At 34.1% G+C, this 16236-nt stretch carries 13 protein-coding genes and 1 riboswitch; all 13 genes read right to left on the bottom strand.

Going from position 1 to position 16236, the window contains the following annotated elements; all coding sequences use genetic code 11:
- Position 1: 1 nt before the first annotated feature.
- Positions 2 to 1006 carry a homocysteine S-methyltransferase family protein gene (locus KLA_RS01290; protein ID WP_034643341.1) on the bottom strand — a complete coding sequence of 335 codons (1005 nt, stop codon included), beginning with the start codon at positions 1004 to 1006 and terminating at the stop codon, positions 2 to 4.
- Positions 1007 to 1206: 200 nt separating this feature from the next.
- Positions 1207 to 1323, bottom strand: a riboswitch (SAM riboswitch).
- A 127-nt stretch (positions 1324 to 1450) separates the two neighbouring features.
- Entirely contained in the window at positions 1451 to 2512 is a 1062-nt protein-coding gene (locus KLA_RS01295; protein WP_013621542.1) for an NAD(P)/FAD-dependent oxidoreductase, read from the bottom strand.
- A gap of 49 nt (positions 2513 to 2561) precedes the next feature.
- The gene (locus KLA_RS01300; protein WP_013621541.1) at positions 2562 to 3149 is read right to left on the bottom strand and encodes a bifunctional precorrin-2 dehydrogenase/sirohydrochlorin ferrochelatase; all 588 of its coding nucleotides are present in this window, start codon (positions 3147 to 3149) and stop codon (positions 2562 to 2564) included.
- A 63-nt stretch (positions 3150 to 3212) separates the two neighbouring features.
- Positions 3213 to 3995 (bottom strand): uroporphyrinogen-III C-methyltransferase, encoded by a 783-nt coding sequence (gene cobA / locus KLA_RS01305; protein WP_034643048.1) that lies wholly within the window; start codon positions 3993 to 3995, stop codon positions 3213 to 3215.
- A gap of 4 nt (positions 3996 to 3999) precedes the next feature.
- Positions 4000 to 6090 carry a HEPN domain-containing protein gene (locus KLA_RS01310; RefSeq protein ID WP_034643051.1) on the bottom strand — a complete coding sequence of 697 codons (2091 nt, stop codon included), beginning with the start codon at positions 6088 to 6090 and terminating at the stop codon, positions 4000 to 4002.
- Between the two features lie 104 nt (positions 6091 to 6194).
- Positions 6195 to 7442 (bottom strand): sulfate adenylyltransferase subunit 1, encoded by a 1248-nt coding sequence (locus KLA_RS01315; protein WP_013621538.1) that lies wholly within the window; start codon positions 7440 to 7442, stop codon positions 6195 to 6197.
- A gap of 111 nt (positions 7443 to 7553) precedes the next feature.
- Complete coding sequence (gene cysD / locus KLA_RS01320) at positions 7554 to 8492, bottom strand: sulfate adenylyltransferase subunit CysD (RefSeq protein WP_370511832.1); 939 nt, start codon at positions 8490 to 8492, stop codon at positions 7554 to 7556.
- A gap of 52 nt (positions 8493 to 8544) precedes the next feature.
- Positions 8545 to 9168: a phosphoadenosine phosphosulfate reductase family protein gene (locus KLA_RS01325; protein WP_013621536.1), complete on the bottom strand. Its 624-nt coding sequence runs from the start codon at positions 9166 to 9168 to the stop codon at positions 8545 to 8547.
- A gap of 18 nt (positions 9169 to 9186) precedes the next feature.
- The gene (locus KLA_RS01330; RefSeq protein ID WP_013621535.1) at positions 9187 to 9450 is read right to left on the bottom strand and encodes a DUF2061 domain-containing protein; all 264 of its coding nucleotides are present in this window, start codon (positions 9448 to 9450) and stop codon (positions 9187 to 9189) included.
- Positions 9451 to 9662: 212 nt separating this feature from the next.
- Positions 9663 to 10070: an RrF2 family transcriptional regulator gene (locus KLA_RS01335; protein ID WP_013621534.1), complete on the bottom strand. Its 408-nt coding sequence runs from the start codon at positions 10068 to 10070 to the stop codon at positions 9663 to 9665.
- 110 nt (positions 10071 to 10180) lie between these two features.
- Positions 10181 to 11344 carry a trans-sulfuration enzyme family protein gene (locus KLA_RS01340; RefSeq protein WP_034643055.1) on the bottom strand — a complete coding sequence of 388 codons (1164 nt, stop codon included), beginning with the start codon at positions 11342 to 11344 and terminating at the stop codon, positions 10181 to 10183.
- Between the two features lie 124 nt (positions 11345 to 11468).
- The gene (gene thrA / locus KLA_RS01345; RefSeq protein WP_034643057.1) at positions 11469 to 14852 is read right to left on the bottom strand and encodes a bifunctional aspartate kinase/homoserine dehydrogenase I; all 3384 of its coding nucleotides are present in this window, start codon (positions 14850 to 14852) and stop codon (positions 11469 to 11471) included.
- A gap of 65 nt (positions 14853 to 14917) precedes the next feature.
- Positions 14918 to 16207: an O-acetylhomoserine aminocarboxypropyltransferase/cysteine synthase family protein gene (locus tag KLA_RS01350; protein WP_034643061.1), complete on the bottom strand. Its 1290-nt coding sequence runs from the start codon at positions 16205 to 16207 to the stop codon at positions 14918 to 14920.
- Between the last annotated feature and the right edge of the window lie 29 nt (positions 16208 to 16236).

The raw sequence follows: 16236 nt of genomic DNA on the forward strand, positions 1-16236 counted from the left end.
ATTAGACAGTTTCTAAAGCAATATTTCTGGGTTTGTAATCTTTTACCAAATTAGCAATTGCATTAATGTGTTCTGGTGTTGTACCACAACAACCACCAACAATATTTACCAAGCTTTTATCTAAGTATTCTTTTATTTGTGCTGCCATTTGCTCTGCAGTCTCATCATACTCACCAAATGCATTTGGCAAACCTGCATTTGGATGTGCAGATACTCCAAAACCTGTTTTTGCTGCCAATACCTCTAAATGCGGTACCAATTGACTTGCTCCTAGAGCACAATTAAAACCAACAGATAAAATAGGAATATGACTTATTGATATTAAAAAAGCTTCTGCTGTTTGCCCTGATAAGGTTCTGCCAGAGGCATCTGTAATTGTACCACTTACCATTATAGGAACATCTATATTACGCTCTTCTTTCACTTCTTCTATGGCAAAAAGTGCTGCTTTTGCATTTAGGGTATCAAAAATGGTTTCTACTAGTAAGATATCTGAGCCACCATCTAACAATGCTTCTACTTGTTGTTTGTAAGCTATTCTAAGTTCATCAAAAGTAACACCTCTAAAACCTGGGTCGTTAACGTCTGGAGACATACTTGCGGTTTTATTGGTGGGTCCAATACTACCTGCTACAAACCTTGGTTTGTGTGGTTCTTTTGCTGTAAACTCATCTGCAACTTGTTTTGCAATACGTGCCGACTCATAATTTAGCTCGTACACTAAATCTTCCATAAAATAGTCTGCCATTGCTATAGTTGTACCAGAAAAGGTGTTGGTTTCTACAATGTCTGCCCCAGCTGCAAAATATTTACGGTGTACTTCTGCTATAGCTTCTGGTTGAGTTAGAGAGAGTAAATCGTTATTGCCTTGTAATGGGTGTTCCCAGTCTGCAAAACGTTTGCCTCTAAAATCTTCTTCGGTGAATTTGTAGCGCTGTAACATTGTACCCATTGCACCGTCTAGCACTAAAATTCTTTCTTTTAATATGTCTTGTATCCTTTTCATTGTACCGTATAATATTGTGTTGTGCGTTAAGGATTGATGCGGCATCTTTTTGGTTGCAACGGTTTGTAAAACCTGTTTGCTAAAACCAAAAAATACAGCAGAAAGCCTGGCCATTTGTGCTTGCAAACAAATGGAACGCTATAAATAAAATATCAAGTAAGGTAAATGAGAGAAGACTGTGAATGTCTTTACTAATTTGTGAGTTATCTGCCGTGTTGTATGTAACAACGTAGTAGAATGTAGCACCTTCTTTAAATAAGAATAAAGGGTTGCTAAGGTTTCATAGGGTCTAATCCCTCCACCTTTCTTGATAACGTTTTCAGTGTATTAATGAACTAATTATGCCACAAAGTAACAGCACAACTTTTTTATAACCAAATATTGCTGGTAATTTTTAAGCCTACACGTGTTTTTTACACATATAGGCTTAAAATTGTAATATTTTTACGAAATGCTTTGTACAACTTCTTTTTTGGCTTCTTTTTTTGAACCATCAAAACCTTCTACACCACCTACGGTTGTGTATTTCATTACATAGCGTTTGCCTGGGTTTATGCGTTGGTATGCGCTTTGGCACATTACGGCTGCTTCATGAAAACCAGATAAAATTAGTTTTAGTTTTCCTTTATAGGTGTTAACATCACCAATGGCATATACACCAGGAATGTTGGTTTGGTAATCATAAGAGTTGTCTACTTTTATAGCATTTTTCTCTATTTCTAATCCCCAATCTCCTATTGGTCCTAATTTAGGTGATAGTCCAAATAACGGAATAAAATTATCTACTTCTACATAGCTTTCTCCTTTTTCCTCGTCGTTGTATTTTACAACTACAGCCTCTAAATGATCATCTCCGTATAGTTTGGTTACTTGTGCCTCTGTAAACAATTTTATTTTACCTGCTTTTGCAAGTTCTGATGCTTTTTCTACAGAGTCTAAAGCACCTCTAAACTCGTTTCTACGGTGTACTAAAGATACTTCTGCTGCTACGTCTGCTAAAAATATTGCCCAGTCTAATGCAGAATCTCCACCACCAGCAATAACAACTTTTTTGTCTCTGTATACTTCTGGGTCTTTAATCATATAAGCAACACCTTTATCCTCAAAATTAAGAATGTTTTCTATTTGCGGTTTTCTAGGCTCAAAAGATCCTAAACCACCTGCAATTACAACAACTGGCGCATTGTGCTTTGTGCCTTTGTTTGTGGTTACCACAAAAGTACCATCGTCTAACTTATCTAAAGTATCTGCTCTTTCTGCTAGTGTAAAACCAGGCTCAAAAGATTTTATTTGTTCCATTAGATTGGTAACCAAATCACCTGCTAAAATTTCTGGAAAAGCAGGAATATCATAAATTGGTTTTTTAGGATATATCTCTGCACATTGTCCGCCTGGTTGTGGCAATGCATCTATTAAATGGCATTTTAGTTTTAACAAACCTGCCTCAAAAACGGTAAACAATCCTGTTGGTCCTGCGCCAATAATTAATATATCTGTCTTAATCATAATTTTAATTTTGTACTTACTAATGAGTATCTACTCTCATTTAAATGTTTTAATTATTATCTTTTTTATCTACTAAGGAACTTGTAATCTGGTTCATTTTATCTACTTTTTCTTCAAAATCTCCTTTTATAGTTTTTCTGTAGTCGTTTAAGTTTTGAACCATTTTATTAATATCTTCAGGTATTACGTCTTCAAAAAACTGGCGCAAACGTTTTGCTGTTGTTGGCGACTTACCATTGGTAGAAATACCAATTTTTACATTGCCTTTGGTTACAATTCCGCCCATATAAAAATCGCAATACGGAGGGTTATCTGCTACGTTTACCAATTTAAATTGCGCTCTACAATCTTTATACACTTGCACATTAACCTCTACATTATCTGTAGTTGCAACTACCATATGTTTGGCATCTAAATAACTAATATTGTAGACATCTGTAATGGTAGTAACATTAAATTTATTTGCCAGTTGTAACGTTTTTTCTGCATACCAAGGAGACACCATTGTTACCACAGCATCTGGACTAGACTTAGTTAAAAAGCGTAGTTTTTCCTCTGCCACATTACCACCACCTACTATTAGCACGTGTAGTTGAGACGTTTTTAAAAAAACTGGATATAAATTGTTACGTTCCATTACTTTATTTTTAGTGTTACTGTTTTGTTTACCTTATCAAAAATAACCAAATAACTGTACCACTTAATTTACTACTACTTCTTTTGTTTTTATCTGTTGTTGTACTTTATGTAATTGCGCTCTATGCTTTACAACTTCTCCAATTACAATAATTGCAGGATTAGACAACTCCTTTTCTTGCACTACTTTTTCTATGGTTGATATGGTACCAACGCCAACTTTTTCATTAACGGTAGTTCCGTTTTGAATAATTGCCACAGGTGTTTCTGCTTTACCTTGTTGCTGAAATAACTGTACAATTTCTGATAATTTACCCATACCCATTAAAATTACTACTGTTGCGCTAGACTTTGCTGCCAAGTGCACATCTGTAGATAATTTATGATTTTTAGTTGTACCTGTTATTACCCAAAAACTCTCTGAAGCTCCCCTTTTTGTAACCGGTATATTTTGAAAAGCTGGTACTGCTATTGAAGAAGAAATCCCCGGAACCATAGCTACTGTTATACCGTGACTAGCGGCATATTCCATTTCTTCTGAGCCACGACCAAAAATAAATGGGTCGCCACCTTTTAAGCGCACTACATTACCGTGACTTTTTGCTCTGCTTACAATAAGCTCGTTAATTTGTTCTTGTTGGTACGCGTAACACCCTTTTCTTTTACCTACAAAAATATGCTCTGCATTTGCTGCATAGGTTAGCAACTCTTTATTTACCAAAGCATCAAACAAAACAACATCTGCATTTTGCAATGCTTTAATAGCTTTTAGCGTAATAAGTTCTGCATCTCCTGGGCCTGCACCAACTACTGTAAGTAGTCCGTTTGTGTTTTGTTTGTTTGCCATAATTTTAAGCTTCTGCTAATTCTTTTTCTCTAAACTTTTGTACAACTTCTAAAAACACTTTAGAATCTCTAAGGTATGCTTCTGCAAATTCTTGCGTTGGTTTGTTGCTTTTTATTTGCAACGCCAACTCCTCAAAAGAAGTTTTTAATTCTATTAAGCCGTTTGACACAAAATGAGTATCAAAATCTTTAATAATGCTAATATGTGTATTTGTTTTTGTGTTCTGTGCTGTAAGCAATGCTTTAGCAGAGTTTACCATTGCAGAATAGGAATGAAAAATACTAGCAGACCATTTTTTATCTTCCAATGCAGCAGCAGCGTTTTCAATTTTTTCTTCGCTCTCAAACAATAAAGTTGCAATTAAATCTATAACAACACCAGCACACTCGCCTACTCCAATAGCTTTTTCATAGCGTTCTGTATTTCCCCAGTCTATAAAATCTTCTGGAGTTAAATTATCTATAGCTGTAAGGTGTTTTAGAAAGTCATAAAAATAATGCTCCCCTTTTTCTTTGTAATACTCAGTAAATGATTGTCCGTTTGCATTAGCGTCAAAATCGTTTAAAATTAAACGCAATGCCTCTGGACCTCTTTTACTTGGTACTTTTACAACTTTATCTGCAAAAACGCCATTACCATCTCCTAAATTACCACCACCTAACAATACTTGTAAAGCAGGTGCTACCAACTTATCTTTTGTACGTACAGACATCCCTTGAAAACCTATGTTTGCCATATTGTGCTGACCACAGGCATTCATACATCCACTAATTTTTATAACAACATCTTTATTGTTTATGTATTGTGGATATTCTTCTGTAATTACTCTTTCTAGCTCTGCTGCAATACCAGTACTACTAGCAATACCTAAATTACAAGTATCTGTACCAGGACAAGCAGTTATATCTGATGCTTTGTTATAACCAGCCTCTACAAAACCAAGTTTTTCTAGCTCTGTATAAAAGAAAGGAACCAATTCCTCTTTTACATAAGGTATTAGGATGTTTTGACGCAATGACAAACGAAATTCTCCGGCTGCATACGCATCTACTAAATCTGCTAATTGACGAGCTTCTTCAATATAAAAATCTCCTAACTTTACTTTTATACCAATAGCTACATAGCCCTGTTGTTTTTGAGGCACAAGGTTTGTGCTTTTCCATTGCTCAAAAGCTTCTGTATTTTTAATTGCTACTTCTGGTACTTTAGCATTTGCTACTTTTACCTTTGGATACGCATCTACATCTACAGGAAAAGAATCTTGTGGAATTGCATTTTGCTCTTCTTCTAGCAATGCTCTAAAACCATCTAAACCAATATCCTTAAGCAAAAATTTCATTCTGGCTTTTGCTCTACTTTTACGTTCTCCGTACCTGTCAAAAACACGAATAACACCATCCATTAACGGAATAATTTTATCGGCCTCTAAAAAAGTATACAACTCTTCTGCGTGGCGTGGCTGCGAGCCTAAACCACCTGCTAAAAGAACTTTAAAACCTCTAACTCCGTTTTCTATTTTTGCAATAAAACCAAGATCATGCATATAAGAAAGTCCTGTATCTGCATCACTAGAAGAAAAAGAAACCTTAAATTTTCTTCCCATTTCTTGACTAATAGGATTTCTTAAAAAGTATTGAAACATTGCGTGTGCGTACGGAGATACATCAAAAGGCTCATCTACATCTATACCAGCGGTTTCACTAGCTGTTATGTTACGTACTGCATTACCACAAGCTTCTCTAATAGTAATATCATCCTTTGCCAATTGCGCCCAAAGTTCTGGTGTACGCTCTATATCTACGTAATGTATTTGTATGTCTTGACGTGTAGTAATGTGCAAGCGTCCTGTAGAGTATTCTTCAGATACATCACAAATACGCTTAAGCTGTGTAGATGTTACTTTACCATATGGCAATTTAATACGAATCATTTGTACGCCTGGCTGACGCTGACCATAAATACCACGAGCCAAACGCAAGCTTCTAAACTTTTCCTCGTCTAACTTACCGTCATTAAACTGTTTAATTTTTGCTTCTAAATCTATAATATCTTTAGCTACTACTGGGTTTTCTATTTCTGTTCTAAAACTTTGCATTTGCTTATGATTATGGCTTTTATAATTACTATTATCCTATAGATTTAATAGGATTTTAAATAAAAAAGTGCCTGTAAAAACACTTCTTTGTATGGACTTTTAGCTTAACTTATAAATCCTGCACCAGCCGTTGTATTGGTTTGGGCATCAATTAAAATAAAAGCTCCGTTAGATTTATTGTCGTTATAACTATCAAAATAAATAGGCTTACTAAGTTTAATACTAACTTCTCCTATTTCATTTAAGGATAATTTATTATTGTTTTCTTGTTCTCCCGTATAATCTGTTGCTATAACACTATTTATACTATCAATTTTAGATAGCACACGGTTTGTATTATGTTGCACAATATACTTAGTTCCTGGTACTAGGTTTTTACTATCCATCCAACAAACTGTAGCAGTAACTTGTTTTTCAATTTTTGGAAGTTCATCTGTTTTAACAAGCATATCTCCCCTAGTAATGTTAATATCATCTTCTAAGGTAATATTAACAGAACTGCCTGCTGGTGCCTCTGCATACGTTTTATCAAAAAAGAATATCTCTTTTATTTTTGATTGCGTTAGAGATGGTAAAACAGTTACAGCATCACCAACTTTTAAGCTACCTCCAGAAATTTTTCCAGCATACCCTCTAAAATCGTGAAACTCATCTGTTTTTGGTCTAATTACTGTTTGTACAGGAAAACGAACCTTACCAGCATCATATAAATCTTGTGCTTCTAACTCCTCTAAATGACCTAAAATTGTATCGCCATTATACCAAGACATTGCATCTGTTTTGTCTACAATATTGTCACCTTTTAAGGCACTAACCGGAATATAACTAACTATTTGTTCTGCATAAGTACTTTTTGCATTTAAAGCTTCAAAGTCTTTTTTAATATTATTAAATACCTCTTCAGAATAGTCTACCAAATCCATTTTATTAACAGCAACTATTACGTTTTTAACACGCAATAAATTGTTGATAAAAAAATGACGGTATGTTTGTTCTATAACACCTTTTCTAGCATCTATTAAAATAATAGCTACTTGAGAAGTTGATGCACCCGTAACCATATTTCTGGTATACTCTACGTGACCAGGTGTATCTGCAATAATGTAACTTTTAGTTGGTGTTGAAAAATAGATATGAGCCACATCTATAGTAATACCTTGTTCACGTTCTGCAACTAAACCATCTGTAGCTAATGAAAAATCTAGGTAATCATACCCACGTTGTTCACTACTCTTTTTAATGGCTTCTAGTTTATCTTCAGTTAGTGATTTTGTATCGTAAAGTAACCTACCAATTAAGGTACTTTTACCATCATCTACACTACCTGCTGTTGCTATTTTTAGTACGTTCATTTTATGTGTATTAAGTATAAAGTTGCAAGTACAAATACTTTGCTACTCTTACTTTTATGTTTTAAACTTCTTTTTTAACTTATATACTTTAGACTAAGTAGTCTGTACTTTTTAAAAGTACCCTTGTTGTTTTCTTTTTTCCATTGCAGCTTCAGAACGTTTATCATCTATACGTGCACCACGTTCAGATATTTTAGAATCTCTAATTTCCTCTACTACTTTATCTATAGAATCTGCTTTAGATAACACTGCTGCCGTACAAGACATATCACCAACAGTTCTAAACCTCACCCAACGTTCTTCTACAACCTCATCTTCTGCTCTAAAAACAACATCATCTTCTGCAGACCAGATTAAGCCATCTCTTAAAAAGATATTTCTTTTGTGTGCAAAATAGATTGATGGAATTTCAATTTGTTCTTTCTGAATATAGCTCCACACATCTAACTCTGTCCAGTTGCTAATAGGAAAAACACGTACATTTTGACCTATTTCTATAGTACCGTTTAACATATCAAACAATTCTGGTCTCTGGTTTTTTTCATCCCATTGTCCAAAATCATCACGAACAGAAAAAATACGTTCTTTAGCTCTTGCTTTTTCTTCATCTCTACGAGCACCACCAATACAGGCATCAAACTTAAACTCTTCTATAGCATCTAATAAGGTTGTAGTTTGCAGCATATTTCTACTTGCATACTTACCAGTTTCTTCTACTACTTTACCTTGATCTATAGAATCTTGTACATTTCTTACAATAAGCTCCACACCCAATTCTTTAACCAATTTATCTCTAAATTCTATAGTTTCAGGGAAATTATGACCTGTATCTATATGCATTAAAGGAAAAGGTATTTTAGCCGGCCAAAATGCTTTTTGTGCCAAACGTACTAGAGTAATACTATCTTTTCCGCCAGAAAACAACAAAACAGGTTTTTCAAACTGCGCTACTACTTCTCTAAAAATGTAAATAGCTTCGTTCTCCAAAGCATTACCCAATCCTTCTAAAGAGGCATTGGTTGTTGTTTGTGATTTTGTATCTTTTATCAATGTTTCCAAAATATTGGTGTTTTGTTTTATATCTTTTTTAATCCTCTTTATTCTAAGTGTGCAAACCACACTCTCTATTTTCTAATACCTTAGTAGGATCAAAATATTTATGTTCGTTTGGTAAATTACGTTCTGCTAAATATGCATCTAACTGCACATCTGACCAGTGGTAAAACGGACTTACTTTTAAAATTCCGTCTTTGCTTAAGCTTAAAATTCCTAGTGAATCTCTAAGTGCCGTTTGGCCTTTTCTTAAGTTAGTAAACCATACATCTGGTTTGTGTTCTGCCATAGCTCTTTTAAAAGGCTCTAACTTAACTTGCTCTGTAAACTCTTTATGTTTTGGATCTTCTATAGATGGTATTCCCATTACAGCATCTCTGTGTGCACTTGTTTGTAAAGGCACATATAGCTTTACGTTTAAATCTAGTGTAGAAATTAACTCTTCTGCATGTTTATATGTATTTGGTGTATTATAACCAGTGTCACACCAAATAACAGGAATATCTTTTTTAATTGCTGTTACTGCATTTAATATAGCAACCTCATAAGGTCTAAAATTGGTGGTTATTACAGCATTTTTTGCATATTCTACAGCCCAAGAAATTATTTCTTCTGGCGGAATACCTCTAAACTGAGCATTTAAATTTTTTATGATATCTTCTGTAAAACTCATCTTTACTATACTTATATGTTATTTACCCCACTTAATTGAATTCCAAACACGTTCGTGAAAAAAATACAATACCATTTTTGTAACTAATTCTATTAAACCTATAGAGAATGCTAATTTTAAAGTTCCTGTAACAAACCAAGAAATTAAAACAGTGTCTATTGTACCCACTACTCTCCAGCTAATAGACTTTACTATGCTCCTTTTAGGACTCTCTGACTGTTTGTCTGACTTGTAACTTCCTTTAGAAGTTTCTTTATTTAAAATCAATTGATCAGCAATCATTTATTTAATTTTTAATACCCTATTTAATTAGTAGGAATTACAAATGTAAAACTTTTAATGATAGTAACTGTTAAAAAACGCATAAATCCTATGGTTTTAGTAGATTAATAAAAAATAAGAAGTTTTTTTGATGAATATGAAGTATCTGTAACAGAACACAATAGAATAATTGCGCTGTTATACAGTTAAAAACAAAAAAAGAATGTAGACTTTTAAATAAGGTTACTAAGAGTGGTGTTTTTATAGATTTCTAAAGCACTGTCTCTTACTTTTAGCATTAGCTTGTGAACAGAACAAGTACCCTCATCTGGGCAGTCGTCACACTTTTCATAAAAATTTAAACTTACACAAGGTACCATTGCAATAGGCCCTTCTAACACTCTAATAACATCTGTCATTAAAATTTCTGATGGCTCTTTAATTAAGTAATAACCACCACCTTTGCCTTTTTTAGAAGACAAAACTCCTGTTCTACGAAGCATTAATAAAATACTCTCTAAAAATTTTTGAGATATGTTATTTTGTTGCGCAATTTCTCCAATAGGAACCGGATTCCTATCTTCTTTTTGAGCTAAATAAGTTAAGGCCTTAAGCCCGTATTTGGTTTTTTTGGATAGCATAGTACAAAGATAGGCAAAATTGGGATTTAAAAAAGTGCTGATTTTAAGCTAACTATTTTTAAATTAAACCCTTATTATAAAAGCCTAAATATATACTTTATTACTACAACTTACCCCAATGCTTGCTTTATATCTGCAATAATATCATCTATATGTTCTAAACCTACAGAAACTCTAACCGTACCATCTGTAATGCCCACAGCTACTCTATCTTCTGCCGCAAGTTTACTATGCGTTGTAGATGCTGGGTGAGTTACAATACTTCTAGAATCACCTAGGTTTGCAGAAAGCGATAACAACTTAATTGCATTAAAAAATTCTTGACCTGCTTGCAAACCTCCTTTTACTTCAAAAGCAACAATGCAACCGCCAGCTTTCATTTGTTTTATAGCTACTTTGTATTGTGGGTGCGACTTTAAAAAAGGGTATTTTACCCAGTTTACTTTTGGGTGTGCCTCTAGATATTCGGCTAACTTCAATGCATTTTCAGAATGCCTGTCTACTCTTATTGCTAACGTTTCTAAGCTTTTAGACAATACCCACGCGTTAAAAGGAGACAATGCAGGCCCTGATATTCTAGAAAAACGATAAACCTTATCTATTAAATCTGCACTACCAACCGTTATACCTGCTAAAACACGACCTTGACCATCTATTAATTTTGTCCCAGAATGTATCACCAAATCTGCACCAAACTTTATAGGTTGTTGTAAATAGGGCGATGCAAAACAGTTATCAATAATTAAAATAAGATTGTGTTTTTTTGCAATAACACCTAGTACTTCTAAATCTAAAATATCTACAGCCGGATTAGTAGGTGACTCGGCATATAAAATTTTAGTTTTTGGAGTGATTAAAGCCTCAATACCTTCTAAATTATGAGCGTCAAAATAACTTGTGGTCACGTTCCATTTGGGGAAAAAGTTAACAAATAAACTATGTGTAGAGCCAAATATACTTTTAGATGATATAATATGATCTCCGCTCTCTACTAACGCAGCAAAAGTTGAAAACACAGCAGCCATACCAGAAGCAAAAGCAAAGCCAGCCTCGGCTCCTTCCATTTTGCATATTTTTTCTATAAATTCTGACGTATTAGGATTAGAATATCTAGAGTAAATATTTCTATCTTTTTCCTCTGCAAAAGATGCACGCATATCTTCTGCATCCTCAAAAACGTAACTAGATGTTAAGTATAAAGGTGCCGAATGCTCTAAAAACTGAGAGCGCTCTATTTGTGTACGTATTGCGTTAGTTTCAAATTTATTATCCATAGTATTTCTTTTATTCTTGACTATCTGCTATTAGCCATTAGCGCTATATTCTTTTTTCTTTACTCTATTCTCTATGTTCTATTTTCTTACCCCTTCTCTCTTATCTCCAGTTTCTATACAAAGTCTATCCTTTCTCGGCTATTCTTAAAATATCTCCAAAAACACCTCTTGCGGTTACGGCGGCTCCTGCTCCTGCACCTTGTATTACTAATGGATTTTCACCATAAGACTCGGTATAAATTTCGATAATAGAATCTGATCCTTTTACTTGTCCTAATGCACTTTCTTTAGGAACAGACACTAATTTTACATCTAAAATTCCTTTTTCTTCTTGAAGATTACCGTGCAAATCACCAACATAACGCAGAACGTGATTTGGTTTTTGGTCTGCCTTAATTTTAGAAAATGCCGTATCTAAAGCATCAGACTGACTTAAAAATTCTGTTTTGCTTCCTTCTCTTAATGCTTCCGGAATTAAATTTTGAATATTAATATCTGCAAATTCATTACTTAACTCTAACTCACGTGCTAAAATCAATAGTTTTCTACCAACATCATTACCACATAAATCTTCACGCGGGTCTGGCTCAGTGTATCCATTTTCCATAGCCTCTTTTAAAACTGTAGAAAAAGGTACATCTACTTCAGAATACGTATTAAAAATATAGCTTAAGGATCCGGAGAACACCCCTTTAATTCTAGTAATATTTTCACCCGACAAGTGCAATAACTTAATAGTATCTATTAAAGGTAAACCTGCACCAACATTAGTCTCATACAAATATTGTTTCTGATTTTTAGCTAATATGTCTCTAAGGTTTTTATAATAATCAAAACCTAAAGTATTTGCTATTTTGTTAGACGATACTAGATCAAATCCATTTTCTACCAAATCAACATAATTAGCCACAAAATCCTCATTTGCAGTATTATCTATTGCTATTAAATTTTCTAAATGATGTTTTTCTGCATACTCAAAAATATCTGTAAGCTCATAGGATTTTCCTTTTTCATTTAACGTAGTAGGCCAATCTTTTCCAATTCCTTTTTTACTTAGTAGTACTTTTTTAGAGTTAGCAACGGCAAAAACATTAAGGTTAATTCCTTTACGTTCTTCTATGGCTTTAGCAGATTTTAATAACTGTTCTATTAATGTACCACCAACAGTACCGTGACCAAAAATAGCTATGTTTACTTTTTTAGCAACACCAAATATTTGTCCGTGCATTACATTTAAAGCCTTGTGCAAACTAGCTTTTTTAACCACTAAACTCACGTTTTTACCAGACACCGTATTATTAAACAATAATGGTACAATTTGGTTTTTTATTAATGCATTGTATGGTTTATGAAACGTACTTAAATCCTGACCAACTATAGATATTACAGAAACATCTTTTTGCACTGTAATTAGATTGATATCTTTAGAATAAAAATCTGATGCAAACTCGCGCTCTAAAACCTGTTTTGCCTTATCTGCACTTACAGCATCTACCACCAAACCAATACCACGTTCTGATGAACCTTGGGAAATAATACTAACACTAATTTTTTCATCGCCAAGTGATTTAAATATACGTGCATCTATACCAGCCTTACCTAACAAACCACGGCCTTCTAAGTTTACAAGAGCAACATTTTTTATCACAGAAAGTGATTTTATACCCTCTTTGGTTGTTTTTGCGCTAATTAATGTTCCCTCATTATCACCATTAAATGTATTTAAAATACGTAACGGAATATTTTTTTCTAATAAAGGAATTATGGTTTTTGCGTGTAAAATAGTTGCTCCAAAATTTGCCAGTTCATTAGCCTCTGAATAGCTTAATTGTTCTATACGTTTTGCATCAGAAACATAATCTGGATTAGCGGTAAAAATACCATCTACGTGTGTATAACTCTGTAACTCTACAGCATTTAAAAAGTTAGCAAATAAAGAGGCAGAATAGTTACTACCGTTTCTGCCTAAAGTTGTTGTTTTACCATCTTCTGTAGACCCAATAAAACCTGTAATAACAGGTACAACATTACTAGCTAAACTAGAAATTAATTTTTGTGTTTTAGCTTTAGACACCTCCTCTAACACGTTTGCATTTCCAAAATTGGCATCAGTTTTTACTATTTTTCTAGAATCTATAAACTCAGCTTTTACACCTTCTTTAGCAAGTGCTTTTACAACATATTGTGCAGAAAGCAACTCTCCGTATGCCAAAACTTGATCTTTAATTTTTAAGCTATAATCACCCAACAAGGCAACACCTTCTAAAATTTGCAAAATTTCTGTGTATACCTCAGAAAAATTTAACGCTAAACCATTTTGCTGATATGCTTTAAACTCATTAAAAGCTAGAGTATACTCTTCTCCCCTTGCTGCTAAATTCAACAATTGTTCTAATACATTTGTAGATTCTCCGCGAGCAGAAACCACAACCGCTATATTTTCAGAATTAGCAACTTTAGAAGCTATTTTAGTAACTACGTTAGATACACCTTCTCCGTTAGCTAAAGACTTACCTCCAAACTTAATTACCTTAAGTTCTTCTCGTTTTTTATGATCATTAAAAATACCATTTAGCAATTGCTCTAACTGATCAAACTCTATTAAAAACGCATCATGACCATGTAGTGAGTGTATTTCACCATAGGTAACATTACTATTAGCTTGTGCCAGTTGTTTAAAGGTATCTTTATTTTCTTTGGCTGTAAAAAACAAATCAGAATCTACACCTACAATATGTATAGATGTGTTGCTATTTTGCAGGTTAATAAAAGCCTCATTACCATCTCTAGTAATATCTATGGTTTTTAACAACTGGTTCATTAACTTATATGCAGATAATTGAAAACGCTCTTGCAATTTTTTACCGTGGTGGGTTAGCCAACTTTCCACATTAAATAACTGTTGTTCTTCATTTGTGCTTCGGTTAAAACGAGCCTTAAAAGATTCTGGTGTACGGTAGCATAACATTGCGTGCATACGGGCATCATGTACAGGTTGCTTAGAGTTTACCAAAAACTGTTCTTGAATTTGACAGTTTGCAATAAGCCAGTCTGTGGATTTCCAATCTGATGCAACCGGAATTAAATGCTGAGTTAACTTTGGATTTAGTGCAGCCATCTCCCAGGCAATACCACCTCCTAAAGAACCTCCTATTATTGCAAAAAGCGAATTGATATTTAGTTCTTTTAATCCTAATAAAAACAAATGAGCAATATCTTTAGCTACAAAATCTTTATAGTTTTCTATAATAAAGCCATCAAAACCATTACCAGGAATATTAAAAGACAATACCGTGTATTTTGTGGTGTCTATACATTTACCTTCTCCTATTAGTGTAGACCACCAGCCATCTTCACCAGAAACATTAGAGTTACCTGTTAAAGCGTGATTTACAAGTACAATTGGCGCGGTGTGCAATTCTGCTCCAAATACCTGATATGACAAGTCTATATCTTGTGTGCTACCACTTAGCGTTGTATATTTTTTTAGTTTGATATGATGCAACATAGTAAGCTGTTTTAACCTAAATAATTATTAGGTTATTTGTAATTTATTTTGAGAACGTAAGTTTATTAAGCTGTAACTGTAGATATAGCTTTAAAAGCCTCTTCTAAGTCTAACTTTAAATCTTCTATATCCTCTAAACCAACAGATAAACGAATTAAATCTTGACCAACACCTGCAGCCTCTTGCTGCTCTGCTGTTAATTGTTGATGCGTTGTACTTGCTGGGTGAATTATTAAAGATTTTGTATCTCCTATGTTTGCTAAAAGAGAGAATATTTTAGTGGCATCTGTTAGTTTTTTAGCAGCTTCAAAGCCACCTTTTACACCAAATGTAACTAAGCCACTTTGACCTTTTGGTAAGTACTCCTTAGCTAAGTCATAGTATTTATTGCTTTTTAACCCTGGATAGTTTACCCAAGCAACCTCATCTCTACCCTCTAACCAAGTAGCCAATTCTAATGCGTTTGCACTATGTTGTTTTATACGCACTGGTAAAGTTTCTAAACCTTGTATAATTTGGAATGCATTAAACGGACTTAAAGCTCCTCCGAAATCTCTTAAACCTTCTAAAATTAATTTATACGTAAATGCAGCATTACCAAGAGCCTCACTATACACCAAACCGTGGTACCCGGCAGATGGTTCTGTAAACTCTGGGAACTTTCCATTTGTCCAGTCAAAAGTACCTGCGTCTACAATTGCACCTCCTAAAGAAGTTCCTTGTCCGCCTATGTATTTTGTTAGCGAGTGTATTACCAAGTTTGCACCGTGCTCTATTGGGTTTAATAATGCTGGTGATGCTACTGTATTGTCTACAATAAATGGCACTTGTGCTGCTTTTGCTTCTTTAGAAATTGCTTTTAAGTCTAAAACATCTAGCTTAGGATTTCCTAATGACTCTACAAAAAATGCTCTTGTATTTTCTTGCACTGCTTTACCAAAACTCTCTGGATTAGATGCATCTACAAAAGTAGTTGTAATACCTAATCTTGGTAAGGTTACATTTAACAAATTAAATGTACCACCGTACAAACTGCTAGATGCTACAATGTGGTCTCCTGCTCTTAAAAGCGTTAATAAACCTGTAGAAATTGCTGCTGTACCAGATGCAAATACTACTGCTCCTACACCACCCTCTGCTGCTGCTAGTCTGTCTTGTAATATTTGATTTGTTGGATTGTTTAAACGCGTGTAAATAAATCCTAATTCTGATAAAGAAAATAAGTTTGCTGCGTGGTCTGTGTCTTTAAAAACATAAGACGACGTTTGATAAATAGGCACTGCTCTTGTACCTGCTGTTTCTGATGGAGTGTGACCTGCGTGTAATGCGTTTGTTGCTAATTTTTGAGTACTCATAATTTTGTTTTTTATAGTTTAAATTGAAA

The organism is Cellulophaga geojensis KL-A (genome assembly GCF_000568425.1).
In the GTDB taxonomy this organism is placed as follows: domain Bacteria; phylum Bacteroidota; class Bacteroidia; order Flavobacteriales; family Flavobacteriaceae; genus Cellulophaga; species Cellulophaga lytica.

What these genes read in the sequence shown, in the direction of transcription:
- KLA_RS01325 (WP_013621536.1), bottom strand. Translation starts at nt 9,168, where the DNA reads ATGAGTTTTACAGAAGATATCATAAAAAATTTAAATGCTCAGTTTAGA.
- KLA_RS01300 (WP_013621541.1), bottom strand. Translation starts at nt 3,149, where the DNA reads ATGGAACGTAACAATTTATATCCAGTTTTTTTAAAAACGTCTCAACTA.
- KLA_RS01295 (WP_013621542.1), bottom strand. Translation starts at nt 2,512, where the DNA reads ATGATTAAGACAGATATATTAATTATTGGCGCAGGACCAACAGGATTG.
- KLA_RS01315 (WP_013621538.1), bottom strand. Translation starts at nt 7,442, where the DNA reads ATGAACGTACTAAAAATAGCAACAGCAGGTAGTGTAGATGATGGTAAA.
- KLA_RS01340 (WP_034643055.1), bottom strand. Translation starts at nt 11,344, where the DNA reads ATGGATAATAAATTTGAAACTAACGCAATACGTACACAAATAGAGCGC.
- KLA_RS01330 (WP_013621535.1), bottom strand. Translation starts at nt 9,450, where the DNA reads ATGATTGCTGATCAATTGATTTTAAATAAAGAAACTTCTAAAGGAAGT.
- KLA_RS01350 (WP_034643061.1), bottom strand. Translation starts at nt 16,207, where the DNA reads ATGAGTACTCAAAAATTAGCAACAAACGCATTACACGCAGGTCACACT.
- thrA (WP_034643057.1), bottom strand. Translation starts at nt 14,852, where the DNA reads ATGTTGCATCATATCAAACTAAAAAAATATACAACGCTAAGTGGTAGC.
- KLA_RS01290 (WP_034643341.1), bottom strand. Translation starts at nt 1,006, where the DNA reads ATGAAAAGGATACAAGACATATTAAAAGAAAGAATTTTAGTGCTAGAC.
- KLA_RS01335 (WP_013621534.1), bottom strand. Translation starts at nt 10,070, where the DNA reads ATGCTATCCAAAAAAACCAAATACGGGCTTAAGGCCTTAACTTATTTA.
- cobA (WP_034643048.1), bottom strand. Translation starts at nt 3,995, where the DNA reads ATGGCAAACAAACAAAACACAAACGGACTACTTACAGTAGTTGGTGCA.
- KLA_RS01310 (WP_034643051.1), bottom strand. Translation starts at nt 6,090, where the DNA reads ATGCAAAGTTTTAGAACAGAAATAGAAAACCCAGTAGTAGCTAAAGAT.